At 44.9% G+C, this 18725-nt stretch carries 16 protein-coding genes; 5 read left to right on the top strand and 11 right to left on the bottom strand.

Features of this window, described 5'->3' with window-relative positions; all coding sequences use genetic code 11:
- Positions 1-97 precede the first annotated feature (97 nt).
- From gshB to ACTXGL_RS06715, 5 genes are all read right to left on the bottom strand, one after another.
- Positions 98-1069, bottom strand: a complete 972-nt coding sequence (gene gshB, locus ACTXGL_RS06735; protein WP_443525738.1) for a glutathione synthase — start codon at positions 1067-1069, stop codon at positions 98-100.
- Between the two features lie 64 nt (positions 1070-1133).
- Entirely contained in the window at positions 1134-1838 is a 705-nt protein-coding gene (pyrE, locus tag ACTXGL_RS06730; protein WP_443525737.1) for an orotate phosphoribosyltransferase, read from the bottom strand.
- A gap of 61 nt (positions 1839-1899) precedes the next feature.
- Positions 1900-2910, bottom strand: a complete 1011-nt coding sequence (locus ACTXGL_RS06725) for a hypothetical protein (RefSeq protein ID WP_443525736.1) — start codon at positions 2908-2910, stop codon at positions 1900-1902.
- A 94-nt stretch (positions 2911-3004) separates the two neighbouring features.
- On the bottom strand, positions 3005-3844 hold the full coding sequence (locus ACTXGL_RS06720; RefSeq protein WP_443525735.1) for an SDR family oxidoreductase: 840 nt from the start codon (positions 3842-3844) through the stop codon (positions 3005-3007).
- A gap of 94 nt (positions 3845-3938) precedes the next feature.
- Positions 3939-6041, bottom strand: a complete 2103-nt coding sequence (locus ACTXGL_RS06715; protein WP_443525733.1) for an Lnb N-terminal periplasmic domain-containing protein — start codon at positions 6039-6041, stop codon at positions 3939-3941.
- 228 nt (positions 6042-6269) lie between these two features.
- Here ACTXGL_RS06715 and ampD point away from each other — a divergent pair, with 228 nt between their 5' ends.
- The 3 genes from ampD to ACTXGL_RS06700 all read left to right on the top strand — a co-directional run bounded on the left by ampD (position 6270) and on the right by ACTXGL_RS06700 (position 9302).
- Complete coding sequence (gene ampD / locus ACTXGL_RS06710) at positions 6270-6875, top strand: 1,6-anhydro-N-acetylmuramyl-L-alanine amidase AmpD (protein ID WP_443525732.1); 606 nt, start codon at positions 6270-6272, stop codon at positions 6873-6875.
- Between the two features lie 149 nt (positions 6876-7024).
- The gene (gene murJ, locus ACTXGL_RS06705) at positions 7025-8575 is read left to right on the top strand and encodes a murein biosynthesis integral membrane protein MurJ (RefSeq protein WP_443525730.1); all 1551 of its coding nucleotides are present in this window, start codon (positions 7025-7027) and stop codon (positions 8573-8575) included.
- 145 nt (positions 8576-8720) lie between these two features.
- Positions 8721-9302 (top strand): hypothetical protein, encoded by a 582-nt coding sequence (locus tag ACTXGL_RS06700; RefSeq protein WP_443525728.1) that lies wholly within the window; start codon positions 8721-8723, stop codon positions 9300-9302.
- 15 nt (positions 9303-9317) lie between these two features.
- On the opposite strand, the gene ACTXGL_RS06695 is transcribed toward ACTXGL_RS06700, so the two are convergent.
- Entirely contained in the window at positions 9318-9923 is a 606-nt protein-coding gene (locus ACTXGL_RS06695) for a GNAT family N-acetyltransferase (protein ID WP_443525726.1), read from the bottom strand.
- A gap of 246 nt (positions 9924-10169) precedes the next feature.
- Here ACTXGL_RS06695 and ribF point away from each other — a divergent pair, with 246 nt between their 5' ends.
- Positions 10170-11252 (top strand): riboflavin biosynthesis protein RibF, encoded by a 1083-nt coding sequence (gene ribF, locus ACTXGL_RS06690; RefSeq protein ID WP_443525724.1) that lies wholly within the window; start codon positions 10170-10172, stop codon positions 11250-11252.
- 81 nt (positions 11253-11333) lie between these two features.
- Here the strand turns inward: ribF and ACTXGL_RS06685 are convergent, their stop codons facing one another.
- The 4 genes from ACTXGL_RS06685 to ACTXGL_RS06670 all read right to left on the bottom strand — a co-directional run bounded on the left by ACTXGL_RS06685 (position 11334) and on the right by ACTXGL_RS06670 (position 16517).
- The gene (locus ACTXGL_RS06685) at positions 11334-11573 is read right to left on the bottom strand and encodes a DUF2789 family protein (RefSeq protein WP_443525723.1); all 240 of its coding nucleotides are present in this window, start codon (positions 11571-11573) and stop codon (positions 11334-11336) included.
- Between the two features lie 293 nt (positions 11574-11866).
- Complete coding sequence (locus ACTXGL_RS06680) at positions 11867-12856, bottom strand: malate dehydrogenase (protein WP_443525722.1); 990 nt, start codon at positions 12854-12856, stop codon at positions 11867-11869.
- A 364-nt stretch (positions 12857-13220) separates the two neighbouring features.
- Positions 13221-13862 carry a T2 family ribonuclease gene (locus ACTXGL_RS06675; RefSeq protein ID WP_319051396.1) on the bottom strand — a complete coding sequence of 214 codons (642 nt, stop codon included), beginning with the start codon at positions 13860-13862 and terminating at the stop codon, positions 13221-13223.
- 522 nt (positions 13863-14384) lie between these two features.
- A complete protein-coding gene (locus ACTXGL_RS06670; protein ID WP_443525720.1) occupies positions 14385-16517 on the bottom strand; it encodes a lytic transglycosylase domain-containing protein in 2133 nt (710 codons plus the stop codon).
- 347 nt (positions 16518-16864) lie between these two features.
- Here ACTXGL_RS06670 and miaB point away from each other — a divergent pair, with 347 nt between their 5' ends.
- Positions 16865-18358 carry a tRNA (N6-isopentenyl adenosine(37)-C2)-methylthiotransferase MiaB gene (gene miaB, locus ACTXGL_RS06665; protein WP_443525719.1) on the top strand — a complete coding sequence of 498 codons (1494 nt, stop codon included), beginning with the start codon at positions 16865-16867 and terminating at the stop codon, positions 18356-18358.
- A 103-nt stretch (positions 18359-18461) separates the two neighbouring features.
- Here the strand turns inward: miaB and ACTXGL_RS06660 are convergent, their stop codons facing one another.
- The gene (locus ACTXGL_RS06660; protein WP_443525717.1) at positions 18462-18698 is read right to left on the bottom strand and encodes a hypothetical protein; all 237 of its coding nucleotides are present in this window, start codon (positions 18696-18698) and stop codon (positions 18462-18464) included.
- Between the last annotated feature and the right edge of the window lie 27 nt (positions 18699-18725).

Raw genomic sequence — 18725 nt, 5'->3', positions numbered from 1 at the left:
TACTATATATTACTGATGAACCATCAAGAAGCAATGACTGATTTCACGCCAAAACATAGATGTTGTATCGTCAGAATACGTCTTGAACTGGGGGCAACTATACCGTAAATTTATTCTCAATCGCCATGATAAAGTCGGTTGCGATATCTGTACCGCATTGGTCGTCGATCTCACGTACACATGTTGGACTAGTGACGTTAATCTCAGTGATGCGCCCACCAATTAAGTCTAAACCAACAAACATCAGACCTTTTTCTTTGACAATCGGTGCCACAACTTCTGCCACTTGGCGCTCGATATCAGTCAATGGCATGGCCACACCGCTACCACCCGCTGCTAGGTTGCCTCGCGTCTCGCCTTTGCTTGGAATACGTGCCAAGCTATAATCGACCACGACCCCATCAACGATTAGCACACGCTTGTCACCGTCTTTGATCTCAGGTAGATAACGCTGCGCCATAATTGGCAACGTCTCAAGCTCCGTTAGCACCTCAATCGTTACGCCAATATTAGGACTATCGGCAGTTAGACGAAAGATACCGGTACCGCCCATACCGTCTAATGGCTTGACGATGACATCCTGCTGTTCAGCGATAAACTGACGAATATGCGCCTGCTTGCTGGTCACAATCGTTGGGCTCATATATTCACTAAACCATGTCGCAAATAACTTCTCATTACAATCACGGATGGCTTGCGGATCATTGACCACGAGCACGCCTGCCGCTTTTGCATGATCAAGCATATAAGTGGCGTAGATAAAGCGCATGTCAAACGGTGGATCTTTGCGCATCAAAATCACATCGTAATCACTGACCAGACCTGTTGCTTTATCGTCCAATGTATAAAAATCTGTAGGATCGCGCTTCACGGTAAGCGGCTGCGTGTCGATCATCAACTGCCCACGGTCCAACCACAAGTCATGAATCTGACAGTAACCAAGTTGATGTCCACGGTCCTGAGCTGCCCACATCATAGCGAGACTGGTGTCTTTTTTATAATTGACCCGCTCGATAGGATCCATAATAACGAGGATCTTTAGCGGTTTCTTTTGGTTTTGTTGGCTCATTGTTTGACTCATAGTAAGGCTCACTTACGTTATATTGTTGATATGAAATAAACTCAGTGCTCAACTATACGCCGTACTGCTCACGATAATGTTGCATTTTAGCTAATTGGGTCGCGTCTTTATGCTGGCTTTTATCACTTGCCAAATAACTGATCAAGTCATCGATATCAACCAATGCACGTACAGGCACTTCTAGTGTCGCCGCAAGCTCTTGGATAGCAGAGTGTTCAGCTTGACCTTTTTCTTTGCGATCAAGCGCAACAATAATACCAGCAACACTCGCTCCTGCCTGCTCCAAGATCTCGACCACTTCACGCATGGCTGTGCCTGCTGTAATGACATCATCGAGTACCCATACCGCTTTGCCAGTCACATCTGCACCCACTAAATTACCACCTTCACCATGGGTTTTGGCTTCTTTGCGGTTGTAACCCCATTTGGCATTGATACCATGGTGTAGCCACAACGCTTGCGCGGTCGCCGCGACAAAAGGAATACCTTTATAAGCCGCACCAAAGATGACCAACTCTTGCTCATCGTTTTTGTCATCTACTGCACGCACTTGCTCTGCTAGCGCGTCTGCGTAACCACGTGCTAGCAGCGACAACATCTCGCCAGTCGCAAGCAGACCTGCATTAAAAAAGTACGGGCTGATGCGACCAGATTTGAGGACAAACTCACCAAACTTTAGCACATGGTTATCTAAAGCCAACTGAATAAATTGATGAGATGAAAACATAGTATCTTGCTGGTATGGTGCGTGAGGCATTATTACATTCCTATCAGTAAAAAGAGGGGCGAAAAACTGGCATTATTGTACGCATTATTGGTCAGCTTGACCAACCGTTGATTTCATAGTCTTGCATATTGGCATAGCGAGTCAATAAACCACTACGCGACGAGAGGTTAAAGTAGCTCTGACCGTCTGCGCGTACTTGTATCTCCCAACCCAAGTGATATGCAGCAGCAATGATGTGTCCTGCAAATAGACGAATCTGGCGATACGCATGTTGCTGCGCAGGCTCACAAACGATTTGACTGAGCAAATAACTACGCACATATTGGCAGATTTGCGCGGCACTATAACTATGATTGATACTTTTACGAGTAGTACATTGCTTGAGCACATGGACAGCGACGCTACATGCCATAATATCCGTGACCAAGCTGCCCTCACCTGTCTCAAACTGCTGCGGCTGCAAAATCACTTGCCAGTCATCTGCATACATACTATTCAACAGCTCATCAGGGTTGTAACGCTTTACTAGTGCTCGTAGAGAGGCTGAAGGCTCATTAGCGTTGCTACTATTATCTGGATCGGTCGTTGCGGCATTATCAGCAGATGCAAACCCATAGCGGTTCAGTTTTGGATAGGCACGAATGGCCTGCTGAATATCGGACATATCTAATAATGTCATGCCTGATAAGGGTGATACTAATGGCTGCTCACTGTGATTCTGATAAAAACTATCAGGTAGCTCGATGAGCTGTGCTGCATTGAGTAGTGACAAGTGCTCGGCCAATGCTTCTGATGCTATCAGCGTCCACTTCGATAAGCTGGACTCAGTCGGCTGATAAAAACGCGTCGAGTTGCCATAAAGTCGACGCAACTGACCATCTAGGCGGCGCGCAGGCTCGGGAATATCACTTAGGGGGCGAGCAGGATCAAGGGGCGATCGTTTGGGATCAAAGTTAGGATGGACAATCGCAGGCTGCTGCGAGTCAGCTAGCAGAGACGATTGCTCAGCCTTTTTTTGGACGTGACCTTCTGCAAGCTTACCGCCTTCTGCTGCACTATTAGCATTAGATAAGCGGTTATCAGAAGTAGAAGGCTGGGTCATGAAATCTCCATAGACTATAAAATATAAAACAAGTAAGAGCGAGTGAACAAAACGGCTATATTACATTTGAAAGCATTCAAATGTCCTTAAGAACTTACTGTTGATGATCCAAAATATCACGATACCCTATCTGCCAGTCAGCGTACTCAAGCCAAGCTAACGGAATATTGCTGTGCAAGCGTTTTCCTGTCACTGATGACTTTTTATCATCAATAGCAGGTGCTGTTTTGCCGATTTGCTCACTCAGCCAAACGCCAAGCTCAAAGGTAGTCACAGGCCGATAGTCTGTCGCAATATAAAGCGGCTTTGGCGCGTCTATCTTCAATACATTGGAGATAATAGTGACCAAATCACGGTCCATAATACGGTTACTCCAGTGCGCGGCGGCTACTGGCTCTTTTTGTGGTTCGCGAGCTTTGCGTAGACGCATAAGTCGCGCGCGCCCATAGATACCACTTGGACGGATAATAATCGCCTTATTATCAAAGCCCTGCTGCAGTGCTTGCTCTGCTTGCAATATAACCTTTGATGCATCGCGCGCAGGCGTGATGGGTACAGTATGCTCATCAATCCACTCACCACCATCCTGTCCATAGACACCAGTAGAGGAAATAAATACCACACGCTCAAGGTTGACTAGTTTTGAGGCAAAGGTTGCCAGATGCTGGTTAATCGCCAAATAGCTATCGTGATAGCCGCTAGCTGAGTACTCATCGGGGGTGACAATAATAGCAATGTGGGTAAATGGGTCTAACTGCTCCGCGGTTAAAGTCAATGCATCCGCTTGCAAAAAATTAGCGCTATCCACCAAATCATAATGCTGACGCTCACTGCGCGCAAGTCCCGTCACAGACAAACCTTCTCGTGCAAGGGCATTAGTGACTGGTAGGCCGATATCACCCTGTCCAATAATTAGTAAATTGTGCGTGCTCATGCAGCGTTTTCCTTTTAGTGTAACCCTTACCAATATAACCACTACAGCGCTTAGCATCGACTTTTTTTATATCAATACTTAACTAACCCAAGGTTTAAAAGTACCGTCTGTACGACAGTTGTATATCATCATTAGCATCGACGCGCTCCTGCCAGTCGTAGTTGGCATTGATACGTAAGGCTTGTTTTTTATCGATATCGTATTGTAGCCCAAGGCTTGATATCGGCTGCCAGTAATGACCTCGAACGTCAGACTCAGCGCTGTTGCCATGATACCAATATGGTAATTGTAATTCAGCTTGTGCACGTAACTGATTGTTAATCTGATAACGACAGCCTGCATTGACACCAGCCCCTACGCGAAAGCCTTTATTGAGACCTCGCCCTGCTTGCGCGGTACCCGCCAAAAACGTATAGCATAGCTGTGGCGGCATCTCACCCGTACCTGTGCTAGGTGAGCCAAACGCCCAAGACCAACCTGTCTCATAACCCACGCTACCAATCAAATGATCCGTGCCCGCATCTTGCGACCCATCATTCACTCGTGTCGCCTCGATACTTGCGCCCCAAGTTTTGCCTTTTTTGGCAGAATTGACAGGATTAAAAGAGCGTCCTCGAATCAAAGTGGCGTTTTGTAGAACCACACGCTCTGGTTGATTGGGCTTGTTATCATCGGTGTCATATAGACGCACTGTCGCCGCCAAACCTTCTAAATTAAAAAACTGCGGATACCCTGAAGCATGATCAAGCGTATCATGAAACCCAGCCCTAAACCCAATATCAACATAGTCGTCATCACCGCGTTGCCCTATACCGATAGTGCCAAGCTGTAGTGGATGCCTGTCTACTGGATTGTTATCTGACGGCTCAATTTGACGCTTGAGTAATGCCTGATTGTCGTCTGACATACTCGATATAGCATTGAGCTCTGCAGACTTTATTTGGTCAAGTGTTTGCTTGGTACTATCTTGATAGCCTAATTGCCTAGGGCTTGAGTTTTTCTCGTTGATCTGCGCTTGTCGCAAGGTATTATCGGCAGGTGTGTACATGGTACTTGCCAAAAGGTTCTGTTTACCTAACAGTTGAACCACATCGGAGGGAACGACAACATAAGCCATTTCATTCAACAGACTCTGCTGCGGGCGAACCACGTCGATAAGTCGTAAAATCTCAGAGGAACAGTTGTCCGTAGTAAAGTAATACGGCATTTTTAGCTCTTTGGTTTCCCACACATGGCGCATGATCTGTTGTACTTCACTAGGCGTGAGATTCAATTGATACGTCCACGTATCACGCTCATCGTCTTGTAGATACTTTGCCAGCTTTTCTGGATAAGGATCAATCTCTATAACACTGTCATAACGACCTATCATAGACTTGGTCGCATAAACTGGAAAGCTATCATCTGGATCACCATCAACCGTATAGTTGAGTGCATACGCCTGACTGATCTGATTGGGGTCTGCTACGCTCGACTTTGAATCAATACGCAGTAGCGTATGACCAAAAGCAGAGAGTGGGTTGTCCAAATACTCTTCAGCAAATACAATAGATAGCTGCTCAGGTGCCAGTGTAGACATCCAGTCATCCAGTTCTGGACACTCAGCCGATAGACGCACATCATCAATAGCTAACGCTTCTTTTAGCCATGCCACTCGCGCTGGAAAACGGCACAGGACTGAATTGTTACTCGCTTGATTGGGAGTTTCAGTATCTGCTTGGTTGCTATTGATGGAAGATGTCGTTTCTTTTGCAAGAGCTACGAGCGTAGCATCTAGCTCTGCCGCTGCATCTTGCTGACCGCGCATGCTCAAAAAAAATCTTGGATCATCAACCATACTCTTCGTTTGCTTTTTTGCAAAAATACGGTTTTGGTCATCATAGAAGTACAACATACGTCGCCATGTTGTATGCTGTGCTAAATTGTCAGTTTTTACCTGCTTACGCCATGTTGAAAGTAGCTGCTCTGTCGTTATACTGGAACCAGAATCAATATCATTTTGCGTACCCTGCACAGCCTCATCCGGATATGCCATCTGGATAGGTACAGTAGCATTTGAGTCAGTAGTGGGTAATTCAGATGACTGTAGATCTTCCTCTATGACAGATAAAGGCGTTGGCAAAAATGCCTGTGCGGGTGCAGAGAGTAGTAACGCTGCTACTGCCAAGGATAATGGTGCTCGCAAGTTAAGTCTCATCAGATTACAATCTCCAAACACGAACGTTAGTTTCATGGATATGAGGTAAACCCTCACACGTTATTAGCGTGCCTAAGATTTACTGGCTCAGGTACGCCGATAACATATACAGCCGACTATCATTGAAGCCAAGTTAATAAAAAGATATCTAACGGCTACTTTGATAGGTCATCTATCACACTACTATCTATTACACTACTATAAGTACTATTACAAAAAGAGAGCGTCATGCCCACTGTATCAAACGCCACATTGTCTACGCCGCCAATGACCATTACAGACGGTTTATTATCCGCAGCGACGTGGCTGACTTCACCGAACTACAATAATCGACCAAAAGATGTCAGTGTCGATGCGATTATCATTCACAACATCAGCTTACCACCGAACGAATTTGGGGGTTGTGACTCTAATGACTTACATTATGTAAAAGCGTTGTTCACCAATCAACTAGACTGGGATGCGCATCCTTACTTTCAGACGATTAAAGGAGCAGAAGTATCAGCACATCTGTTTATCGAGCGTGATGGCGCTATCACCCAGTTTGTCAATTTTAACGAACGTGCGTGGCATGCTGGACGGTCGAGTTACTTGGGTCGACCTGAATGTAATGATTATAGCATTGGCATCGAGCTTGAAGGGTCAGATTTTGTGCCCTTCACTTCTACTCAATATGAGACGCTTGCAATGGTAGTCGCGGCTATCTATAACGCCTACCCCAAAACACAGCGACATTTGACAGGTCATAGTGATATTGCGCCGGGACGCAAAACGGATCCTGGTGATTATTTTGAATGGGTAAGGTTGCGGCAGCTGGTTGCCGAATCACCTTAAAGCAGTGTCCCCCTGTGATAAGAATGATTTCCATACCCAATCCATTTATCTCAGTGATGAAAGTGCTATAATTCGTCAGTTTTTGCAGTAGCAAATCAGTATACAACCTCGTACACAACCCTATAAACACATTGGCAAGATAGGTTCTCATGGCAAAAAGTCGGTTATTTCGTTCAACCATGGTGGTCAGTAGCATGACCATGTTGTCTCGTATTTTGGGTTTGGTACGCGATATTGTATTGTTAGGCGTTTTTGGGGCTGGTGGGTTGATGGATGCCTTTTTGGTCGCCTTCAAAATCCCAAACTTTTTGCGACGACTGTTTGCCGAGGGGGCTTTTAGCCAAGCGTTTGTCCCTGTACTGTCTGAGTACAAAGAAAAATACAGCTTACAACAGGTACAGATTTTAGTCAGTCGCACTTCAGGCGCACTACTGATGGTGTTGTCGATGCTGACAGTGGTGGTCATCTTGATCGCGCCTTGGGTGGTCACATTGTTTGCCCCTGGATTTGCGGATCAGCCTGACAAGTTTGCTATCACCGCTGAATTACTCCGCCTCACCTTTCCCTATTTGCTATTCATCTCTATGACGGCTTTTGCGAGTGGTATTTTGCAGAGCTACGGCCGTTTCGCGGCTCCTGCCTTTGCCCCTGTGCTGTTGAACTTATGTATGATCGGTGCTGCGCTCATTTTTGCGCCCATGTTTGATACCCCCATTATGGCGCTTGGTTATGCCGTGGCAATCGCAGGTTTACTACAATTCTTGATACAACTGCCGCAGCTCTGGCAACAAAAACTACTGGTCGCGCCCAAGATTGACTTTCAGCACGAAGGGGTTCGCCGTATTTTGAAATTGATGCTTCCTGCCATCTTTGGTGTGTCGGTCACCCAAATTAACTTATTGTTAAATACGGTTTTTGCATCATTGATGATTGGAGGTTCGGTCTCTTGGCTTTACGCCGCTGAGCGTATGAGCGAGCTACCACTGGGATTGATTGGCGTAGCAATTGGTACGGTTATATTACCGAGTCTATCCAAAAGCGAAGCCCAAAAAGACGATGTCAATTTTAAAAAGACCATCGACTGGGCAGCTCGCCTAATCATCTTGGTGGGTATCCCAGCTTCGGCTGCACTATTTGTACTCGCAGACGTATTGATGCAGGCGTTATTCTTACGCGGTGAGTTTACCTTACGTGATGCGCAGATGAGCTCGCTCGCCCTACGTAGCATGGCAGGCGGTATTTTAGGATTCATGTTAATCAAAATCTTTGCGCCCGCTTTCTTTGCACGTCAAGACACCAAAACCCCCGTAAAAATCGGCATCATCTCTGTCGTTGCCAATATGGTCTTTAGTGTAATATTTATCGGGATATTTTACTTTTTAGAGATACCATTACATGGTGGCTTAGCGCTAGCTACGACTGGTGCTGCGTTCGTAAACGCTGGTTTGTTGTATTATTTCTTACACAAACGCAATATTTTCCGTTTTGGACCTCATTGGAAAAAACTGTTTACACAGTTTGCCATTGCGACTGCCTCTATGATTGGCGTCCTTTATCTCATGCTGCCCTACTTCCCCACCAATGATGCTCAGTGGCAACGTATCATTGCCCTCATAATTATGTGTGTCGTGGGAGCGCTCGTCTATGGCGTGGTATTGTTGGCAACAGGCTTCCGCCCTCGCCAGCTAAAACATGGATAGGTCAACGTGCATATAAACCAAACTCCAGAGAAGTTGATAATTGGCTTACCAAACCAAAACAAGCTTCTCATGAGAAATGACAATGCGTGCGACGGTTAGTTGTCATAATTGGTTATGAATGAATAAACGAAACTTGAGGTTTAATATGACAACAAAACGGCCTATTCAGCGCTTACCACTTTTATTGGCCACTGGCATGCTGAGCGCTGGACTACTGCTGAGCGGTTGTAGTAATAATGACTCTGCCGACGTAGATACTTCAGTTACTTCAGACGAGACCATGTCTGAACAAGAAGATACAGTGGGTAGTGCTAGCGATACGGCAGTAGTATCAGATGATGCTAAAAACGAAACAGCGATCGATAATGACAATATCAATCCAGTTACTGCTTCAACCACACAAAAAAGCCTAGTAACCAATCCGACTCAAGCGGGCACGCCAGAGGACACGGTCAAAAAAGCATTGAACAGTTTGTATTATGGTGAGGTAAAAGACGCCGTATCATACTACCAAGTCGATATGGCAAATTTTGAAGAAGAGCTTGCCAATACTCAATCAGCATTTCAACAAACTGTTGAAGGCGTTACTATCACGGACACTCAATATAGTGACGACAAAACTCGTGCTACTATCACAGGTGAGCTAATGCTAAAAGGACAGAGCGAACCTGCGCCATTGACCTACCAGCTACAAAAGATAGAAGGCCAATGGAAAATTTTGGGTTAAGGTGATTCAGGCTTTTTACGCATTGTCATCTAAGGTTACTTTTTTGCCAAGCATCACAACATCAGCGATAAACCCATCCATATCGCACACTTCTGGCATATACCCCCATTGCTCAAAGTCAAGTTTACGGAACAGTCCTAAACTTGGCTTATTATGAGCGAAGACAAGCGCAACGATATTGCTAATCCCCAAACTTGGCGCTTGCGTCAACATCCAGTGCGTCAATAGACTACCCAACCCTTTGCCCTGGTAGTCTTTATTCAGATAAATACTGATTTCAGTGCTGATATGATACGCAGTACGCGCATACAAATCACTAAAGCTACCCCATGCAACTATGAGTGGTTTTGTACTCTCTTCCTGATGATTTTGTTCAGGCAATGCCCTTACTACATAAATCGGTCTTGTCCAACTCTGTAAATGCTCATCAAACCAGGCTGTACGCTCATTGACCGTTACTAATGCTAAGTTTGCCGTGGCCTGTTTATCAGGGATACTTTGATTATAGATTGCTAAGACTTCTCCTAGATCTTCTCTACTCGCACGCTGCACAACAAACTGATCGGTTAGCTGATGTATTGATAAATCAGTTGTGGTAGCGTTCAAGGCAACATCAGACATAAGATCTCCATATTTATTTATATTTTTTGGCATTACTCATCACAGTCACACGGGTAACACAAAAAGGTGCAGTCCTTTAGACTCATAGAAAACAGGCGTTTTAGGTAGGCCATACTTGCATTATCCATAGACTATAGGATGTTAGTGCGGCTATTTTACTTTATAATGGCTAGTTTTAGACACATCGATTTTGAGTATAGATGTGTTTTTTCGTTTTTTATCTGGCCTTATCATAGCTGAAAACTTATGAAAACCTATTTTCTTGAGCAACTGATTGCCTCATCAAGCGCCGCATCTACTGGCGATAGCTCAGTAGAGTTGCCGCCTTGTGTACTCAGTATCGGTAATTTTGATGGCGTCCACCTTGGTCATCAAGCGATGCTGGCACAAACGCGTGATATCGCAAGCACCAAAAATCTTACCGCAGCAGTCATGATATTTGAGCCGCAACCGCGTGAGTTTTTTGCGCCGGCCAAAGCCCCTGCACGTCTGACCAATCTAGCAGAGAAGCAGGCACTACTAGCAGAGTATGGGGTTGAGACCTTAATTGTGGCAGGGTTTGACACCGATTTTCGCTCACTCTCAGCGCAGGCATTTGCAGATATACTGGCCAAGCGTTTGAACGTCAAAGCATTGGTGCTGGGTGATGACTTTCGTTTTGGACATGATCGTACTGGTGATAGTCAGTTTCTGCGCGGTTATGGTTTGGATGTGACTAACTTGCATACTGTCACTGATAGCAGTACTGACCATGGCAGCACTAGTAGCAACGATATTGATAGTACGAGCAACGATGATGTACGGATCAGCTCTACGCGTGTTCGTGATTTATTATTAGCAGGCGATATTCATACTGCCAACAGACTGCTTGGGCGTGATTACGCTATCACGGGGTTGATTGTTCGTGGTGACCAAATCGGTCGAACGATAGACTTCCCTACAGCAAATATCGATTTGCAGCGACTAAAACCTGCGCTGCATGGTATTTTTGCAGTGGATGTCGTGAGCTTGGATGACAATGGTGGCGTCATACCTGATGGTCTCACTACTCTTGCTACTGACGGTAATACGGGTATTGCAGGGTTACGTCCACATAGCTTATTTGGCACGGCCAATATAGGCAAAAGGCCTTCGGTTGATAAAGGCGATGACTGGCGACTAGAAGTACATTTTCCACAGTTGCAGGCTGATCTATACGGACTGCGTGTAGAAGTGCGCTTTTTGCACTTTTTGCATGGTGAGCGTCGCTACGATGGCTTGGAAGCATTGAAAAATGGTATTAACCAAGATGTCGCTGACCTACTTGAATGGCGTAACCATCAAACATAGTATTTGATGATACTTTAGCTACGAAAAAACCCCACAATACTATCCGTATCGTGGGGTTCTTTATATTGGTTCTATGCGTTATTAAGCATCAGGGTGCAGACGAACATTTAATTCATCAATTGTCTCTACCCATACCGCATCTTTGCTCCATTCTTCTTGCAAAAACATGCGTTGGTTGTCATTCCAAATATCAGATTCTGTTAATTTTTCTTCTTTTGCTAATTGATTATCTTCGATAAACTTATCAACTGCTTCATCAGAGCTCTCTAAACCTAACTGAGCAAATAGCTCATTCATATTATATTCTGGTTCACCTAACATACTTTTCTCCTTAAATGGTACGTGTAAAATCATAGTTATTATTCAAATTAACACGTTTATTGTAGCAAGCTTTGTTCTAATAGCTGTTAATCCACGTTTATCTAACGTTATCAATTGTATTAACGGTAATCAGCACATGGCCATTTGAAATTGTAGACGAGGTTGCCCACACTTATCCTATTGCCATTTGGCTTAATATTACAAGCACAAAAAAAGCCCTCATATCTAAGAGGGCTTTTTTATGTTTTTTCTACTTATCACCTAGCTTGAGCTAGCAATATAAAGGCTACATCTTATGGTAGTAGATGTGCTACTGCATCACGCTCTTCGCTAAGCTCTTGCTCAGTGGCAGCCATTTTCTCTTTAGAGAAATCTGATGATACATCAACACCGTCTACGATAGACCAATCGCCGTTAGTACAAGTACAAGGGAATGAGTAGATAAGGCCTTCAGCGATACCATATTCGCCATTTGAGTAAACACCCATAGATACCCAATCGTTCTCATCAGTGCCTAGTGCCCATGTACGCATGTGTGCGATAGCAGCATTGGCAGCAGAGGCCGCAGATGATGCACCGCGAGCTTTAATGATTGCTGCACCGCGCTGCTGTACTTCTGGGATATAAGTACCTTCGTACCAGTCACGATCAACAAGATCTAGCGCAGGCTTACCATTTACAGTACAAGCCGTTAGATCTGGATACTGAGTTGATGAGTGGTTACCCCAGATGATCATTTTTTTCACGTCATTAACCGTGCTGTCAGTCTTACCAGCCAACTGTGCCATAGCACGGTTGTGATCTAGACGAGTCATTGCCGTAAAGTTACGTGGATCAAGATCTGGTGCATTGCGCTGAGCGATAAGTGCGTTAGTGTTGGCAGGGTTACCTACTACCAATACTTTTACGTCACGGCTAGCAACTTCGTTCAATGCTTTACCTTGTGCTGAGAAGATCGCAGCGTTGGCTTCTAGCAAATCTTTACGCTCCATACCTGGACCACGAGGACGTGCGCCAACTAACAAAGCATAATCGATATCTTTGAATGCAACATTCGCATCATCAGTCTGAACAATACCCGCCAATAGTGGGAATGCGCAATCTTCTAGCTCCATAACCACACCTTTTAGGGCGTCTAGCGCTGGCGTGATTTCAAGTAATTGCAAAATAACTGGCTGATCTTTACCTAGCATCTCGCCAGATGCAATACGAAATAGCATCGCGTAGCTGATGTTACCAGCGGCACCAGTGACGGCAACACGTAAAGGCTGTTTCATTGACATTGAATACTCCCTAATTAATGATTATGTAGCTTATGATTCTAATTGATGATTATCGTTTTAGATATCGACTTGTTCGCTGTAGAACAGCATGTATAAACCGAGAGCTAGTGTAGCACTTCAGCCTATTAACCGTCTAGATACAGTAATAGACCCGCCAGGGACTATATTGTTACATTTTATACAGAAGGAATCTGATATAGGCTGAGCGCTTATATATAAAGGGTTGTAGCCATAAAAGGCGTATTTTATTATTACTCAATGAGATAACATGACGACAAAAACAGACATTTAATATTGCCAAACATGATCGAGCAGCAATGGGAATGAGACTAAAAAATGCATCTCAGAAATGGACAAAAAAAGCCTATCTGCCCCCTGAAATGATAAATTGGCTGCCGCAATTATCTACAACATTTTGACAAGAGTCAAAACGGCTGCCTTCATAACAGACATGTATATCAGTCAAAATTGACTGACGCCGACTGCCTTCTTGGCAGATAAGATCAACGCTACTCGATGACATGCCACTGTTCAGACGTGTCATTTGACTGATAAACCGTGATTTAGAAACCGTATAGCTGTTACCCGTATTTAGCTCATTAGGTAGCTTTAGCCCGCCTGCATAGTTGGTGATTTGGCGAAAGTAACTGCTAGCACTGAGTGGACTACACGCGCCGTAACGCTGCCACGTTTGGCTTCTTACTGTCGTATCGGGCATGATACGGTTGACGACTTTTAATTGTAGAGGCGTTAATCGCGGTTCACTACCGCGGCCACAACGCTCACCGTATCCCATGTCTAAACCTGACACTGTCAATGAGTACCCTTCTAGACACTGGCGCATGCGAGCTCTGGTCGGCTGCATACTACATAATGCAGGTGTCATCTCGATCATCAATACGCGCTGACCTGTTTTATTCGTGCTAGCAGCATGTGCCGGCATCAGCATAAGGCCTTGTATAAGTAATAAGGCACCGAAGCTCGCAGTCGTATTAATGTTATTCATGTGTTGCCTGCCTATCAAATTCGTACGAAACTGCTCTAAGGAACTGGATGTTTTAACTTTTGCGTTTGGTTGTGTTCTCATATGTAATAACGGCTGCGCTTGAGTCGGTAATGAATAGTTAGCTCTCGATGATACGGACAGTTTGAAAAAATCTTTGATCATAAGACTGAAGGTAATTAGCAGTGGTAAAACATAGAATACTACTCGAATCACCGTGTCCAAAACATCAAACATAGCACAACTTCAGAGTAAGGCTGAAAAAATATGGACACTAACTAAAGTAATGTTAACAAAACGTCTTTTTTAATCTATAGCAAAAACGTAAACGTTGTCGCCTTCGTCAAGAATTGCGTACTGATCAGACAGGTATTTATCAGATGATTATGTATGAAACAACTGATAAACGACTACATATAAAATAACGGTCTATAAAGTCATTCATCACTGGTCAAACAATATAGTGTACAAAAATAAACCACTAACAAAAAATTATTAGTGGTTTATTGTTTATAACATCACTGGCTAAAATGAAGCAGGCACTGTACCCATACGCTGACTGATTGGCTGACTACGACCTAAAAGGCTACTATAGATAGTGGCGTTTTCCATCACGTGTTTGACGTAGTTGCGCGTTTCAGGAAATGCAATCGACTCAACGTACTGATCTGCAGCGATAGAGCCATAGAGTGGCTGCCAGCGTTTAGCATTGTTGGGACCGGCATTGTAACCTGCCGTTGCCAATACTGGCTGATAGTTGAGCTTGCCTAAAATATCACCCATGTACCACGTACCATAACGGATATTGGTGTCACCGCTATTGGCACGGCTCGCACTATAAGTCTCGCCCAGATTACGAGCGATGTATTTTGCGGTATCAGGCATAACCTGCATCAAGCCACTAGCGCCAACGTTTGAGCGCGCAGAGGTCACAAAACGACTCTCTTGGCGCATGATGCCATAAGCCCACGCTGGATCAATGCCCGCTGACTCGCTATAACGTACCACTGCACTCTGATGCGGCATTGGATGCGAAAGCGCTAAGCTATCGACTCTATCGGTATTATCCACCGCATAGATCGCTCGATCGAGCCAGCCCATATCATAGGCCTGACGGGCAGCAGCAATGATTAAGTTGTCATCACGCTTATCACGTGCTTGTTTTACTGCCCAGTTCCATTCGCGGTTGGCATACCCTCGGCTAGCATCAGAATTGTACAAGGCAAAAGCTCGAGCAAAGTTGCCATCTTGCATGACACGAGCGCGGTCAGCGGTACTGACATTAGGCAGGTTACTACCACCGAGACGGCTAGCATCGAAACGTTGACCGATTCTATCTTTTGCCATTAGGCCATAGTAATCATTACTTTTTGCGATATTTTGATACATTTTTTTGGCAGTATTGCGCTTGCTACTATCGCTTGATTGCTCATAAGCACGAGCCAACCAATACTGCCATTGGCTTTCTTTCTGAGTCTCTCCATCCATTTTTGAGATGGCTTCTACGACGTCATCCCAGCGACCGAAACGAATTGCCGCCATGGCATAGTCTTCTGCTTCTTCAAAGTTAAAATCATTGTCTAAGCTATTGCGAAACCACTCCACTGCTTCAGCATTAAAGCCATCATCTGTATTGTGGTTCATGCGCTTGACGCCAAGCGTACGATACGCATAGCGGCGGGTTTCGTCGTTTAATAGTCTGACTGAGCGCTGATTGTCTTGTCTAATATCAAACTCTAACTGGATCGCCGCCTCGCGATAAGATTTGTCAGCGACTCGGCCGATTGCGTATAAATACAGATATTGATTGGTCTGGCTGGCAGGTTCACGACCAAATCGACTAAAAAACGATGATGGATTGAGCTGAATTTCGCTCAGCGCCGAATAAGCAATCGGAGTACCTAAGCGTGAGGACAATGCCATGATATCGCCTGTTTTGCCAGTGCGTAGCATACGCTTGAGACGAGAGGCGCGATCCTGATTGCTAATCAGCGCATTATTATTCATCTCCATCGCTAACTGATCGCACAATGCAGGCTGCTTTTTGGTAGTCAGCCAAACATCAGACTTGGCTGCCATAGCGCGCATGGTATCACCGCCATTGTTGAACCCAAGCGCAACCGCACAGCGCTCGCTTGCGTCTGCATTGGTAATAAGATTTGCAACTTGTCTGACCGAGGCATAATCATTAGAACCAGCCTTAGTTTCAGCATAGTCAGCCACTAGTTTTTCCGCCATCACCGTGTCTGGATACTGACGCACAAACTGTGAAACGGCCGCTGAGCTTTGTGAGTTCAGGTCTAGATTCATACGCCAATAAGTAGGATACATGGCAAACAAACCACCGCTCATGACTTGCTCATAGTTATAGAGCTCACTCACGTCACCACGGTCTGCAGCAATTGCAGCACCCATAAATGAATCAATACTGGTGTCTTGCTGATAATTTTGCTGGTAGTTACTTTCTTGTTGGTAACTCTCGTTATCACCCCACGTCAGCTCCGCGCAGGCAACTTGCGATACACCAAGCGCGCTCACTGCGGTCGCCACGCTGAGTGCACTCATGCGCAACGTCCCCACTGTAAGTCGTTTTGACATCTGTTTTTGACTGGTAGATTCTTCATCCTTGATGCTATGAGCAACACGCAACTTTGTCATACTGACTCTCTTTATTGTCTCTCTACGAGTATTTGAATAACGGTTCGCTAAGTACCGCCAAGGGTATAGCAGTCATCATACTATACTCATTGTGCTTTCAACTATCTCCTTTACCTTTTGTTAATAAATAGGACAGCACGGTGTAACATAGAAGTGATAAAGAGTATTGATTTCGGTAAACACCCCCATTCATAGTAGTAAATAATTGATACTACTGTGAATTATTTGTCTTATTGACGGCTGATAGGCGATGCTAATTTTTCACATTGGTACCAGGTTGTGATAAAATACGCCACCTGTTAATCGGCTACTCCGCTATATTTTTGGTCAATCATGGACTTATCCTTATGAGTGTTACTGTATTCAATCCCCGCATCGATGACGATGCTGTTGCTGAGACGACTGTCACTGCACGTGCTGTCACCGCACTCAAAGAGCAAAGTTCAGCCCAAGCACCCGTCGAAAAATCAACGACCAAAAAAGTCTTCGTCACTACCCAAGGCTGCCAGATGAATGTCTATGACTCTGGCAAAATGCTAGACGTGCTAGGCGACTCACATGGTATGGAAGTCACTCATGATATCGATGAGGCCGACGTGCTACTGATGAATACCTGCTCTATCCGCGAAAAAGCGCAAGAAAAAGTCTTTTCAGAATTGGGTCGCTGGCGCAAGCTAAAAGAAAAACGTCCTGACCTTGTCATTGGCGTCGGTGGCTGCGTAGCCTCACAAGAAGGCGATAACATTCAAAAACGTGCGCCTTACGTCGATATGGTATTTGGCCCGCAGACCTTGCATCGCCTGCCAGAGCTATATGATCAATCACATGAGCAACGTGAGATTTCACCAAAGAACCGTATTGGCACGATTGATGTGTCATTCCCTAGTATTGAAAAGTTCGATTTTTTGCCTGAGCCAAGAGTAGAAGGCTACAAAGCCTTTGTCTCTATTATGGAAGGCTGCTCAAAATATTGCTCGTTTTGCGTGGTGCCTTATACGCGCGGTGAAGAATTATCACGTCCACTCGATGACGTATTGGCTGAGATTGACAGCCTTGCGGCGCAAGGTATCCGTGAAATCAACCTATTGGGTCAAAACGTCAACGGCTATCGCGGCGAAAAAGACGATGGCAGTATTTGCCGTTTCGCTGAGCTGTTGCATTATGTCTCGCATGTCGATGGCGTCGAGCGTATTCGCTATACGACCAGCCATCCGCTAGAGTTCACTGATGACATCATTGATGCCTATGCACAGTTGCCAGAGCTGGTATCACACTTACATCTACCGGTTCAAAGTGGCTCAAACGCTATCTTGGCAGCGATGAAGCGTAACCATACCATTGATGTGTATATCAATCAGATTAATAAGCTCAAAGCCATTCGTCCAGACATCCACTTGTCGAGCGACTTTATCATTGGCTTCCCTGGTGAAACCGAACAAGACTTCCAAGATACCTTGAACTTGGCGAAAGAGTTGAACTTCGATCACTCTTACAGCTTTATCTACTCTAAACGTCCAGGCACGCCAGCCGCTGAGTTGCAAGATGATGTCAGCTTTACGACTAAAAAGGCACGCTTGGCTGAATTCCAGAAAGTCATTATTGATTCAACACTTGCCAAAACTCAAGAAATGGTCGGTACTACGACACGTGTCTTGGTTGAACAAGTTGCTAACCGTCATCCTGATTGCTTAATCGGTACTGCAGATAATACCCGTACGGTCATGTTCCCTCATGATGTTGAGAAAATGGATGAGCTGTTGGGTAAACTTGTGAGCGTACGTATTACCGATTTTGTCAGCCCGCACATGGTTAAAGGTGAGCTAATCGAAGTATTGGCGTAGTGGTTAAGGTAACAATGGTTAAGTTATAAGCTTGAGTAAGAATAAAAAAAGCCGTTCACTACTAATAGCGAACGGCTTTTTTGTGCGTGAATGTTAACCATCACTATTCTGATAACCAATCTGTCTGCCGTAGCTGCTGTTTGGTCTCACGGCGGCGTTTTTTGCGGACAAGATCGATGTCTTCTTTTTCGTGAATACCACCTTTTCTTAATAATGGATCAAGCGCTAGATAATTACGCGGCTTGACTGTGCCTAGCGAGTGTTGCACACCTGTCACAGCCTGCTGCTCTAATCGCCTCTCAATTTGTTTGGCCTTTTTTAAGGTTTGTTTTAAGCTCATATTGTTACCTATGTTTTAATAACTCTA

Origin of the sequence: Psychrobacter sp. T6-6 (genome assembly GCF_052258185.1) — a bacterium.
GTDB lineage: Bacteria > Pseudomonadota > Gammaproteobacteria > Pseudomonadales > Moraxellaceae > Psychrobacter.
The sequence above is the reverse complement of the archived record's forward strand: the minus strand, read 5'-3'. Positions and strand labels throughout refer to the sequence as shown.

What these genes read in the sequence shown, in the direction of transcription:
- gshB (WP_443525738.1), bottom strand. Translation starts at nt 1,069, where the DNA reads ATGAGCCAACAAAACCAAAAGAAACCGCTAAAGATCCTCGTTATTATG.
- pyrE (WP_443525737.1), bottom strand. Translation starts at nt 1,838, where the DNA reads ATGCCTCACGCACCATACCAGCAAGATACTATGTTTTCATCTCATCAA.
- ACTXGL_RS06725 (WP_443525736.1), bottom strand. Translation starts at nt 2,910, where the DNA reads ATGACCCAGCCTTCTACTTCTGATAACCGCTTATCTAATGCTAATAGT.
- ACTXGL_RS06720 (WP_443525735.1), bottom strand. Translation starts at nt 3,844, where the DNA reads ATGAGCACGCACAATTTACTAATTATTGGACAGGGTGATATCGGCCTA.
- ACTXGL_RS06715 (WP_443525733.1), bottom strand. Translation starts at nt 6,041, where the DNA reads ATGAGACTTAACTTGCGAGCACCATTATCCTTGGCAGTAGCAGCGTTA.
- ampD (WP_443525732.1), top strand. Translation starts at nt 6,270, where the DNA reads ATGCCCACTGTATCAAACGCCACATTGTCTACGCCGCCAATGACCATT.
- murJ (WP_443525730.1), top strand. Translation starts at nt 7,025, where the DNA reads ATGGCAAAAAGTCGGTTATTTCGTTCAACCATGGTGGTCAGTAGCATG.
- ACTXGL_RS06700 (WP_443525728.1), top strand. Translation starts at nt 8,721, where the DNA reads ATGACAACAAAACGGCCTATTCAGCGCTTACCACTTTTATTGGCCACT.
- ACTXGL_RS06695 (WP_443525726.1), bottom strand. Translation starts at nt 9,923, where the DNA reads ATGTCTGATGTTGCCTTGAACGCTACCACAACTGATTTATCAATACAT.
- ribF (WP_443525724.1), top strand. Translation starts at nt 10,170, where the DNA reads ATGAAAACCTATTTTCTTGAGCAACTGATTGCCTCATCAAGCGCCGCA.
- ACTXGL_RS06685 (WP_443525723.1), bottom strand. Translation starts at nt 11,573, where the DNA reads ATGTTAGGTGAACCAGAATATAATATGAATGAGCTATTTGCTCAGTTA.
- ACTXGL_RS06680 (WP_443525722.1), bottom strand. Translation starts at nt 12,856, where the DNA reads ATGTCAATGAAACAGCCTTTACGTGTTGCCGTCACTGGTGCCGCTGGT.
- ACTXGL_RS06675 (WP_319051396.1), bottom strand. Translation starts at nt 13,862, where the DNA reads ATGAATAACATTAATACGACTGCGAGCTTCGGTGCCTTATTACTTATA.
- ACTXGL_RS06670 (WP_443525720.1), bottom strand. Translation starts at nt 16,517, where the DNA reads ATGACAAAGTTGCGTGTTGCTCATAGCATCAAGGATGAAGAATCTACC.
- miaB (WP_443525719.1), top strand. Translation starts at nt 16,865, where the DNA reads ATGAGTGTTACTGTATTCAATCCCCGCATCGATGACGATGCTGTTGCT.
- ACTXGL_RS06660 (WP_443525717.1), bottom strand. Translation starts at nt 18,698, where the DNA reads ATGAGCTTAAAACAAACCTTAAAAAAGGCCAAACAAATTGAGAGGCGA.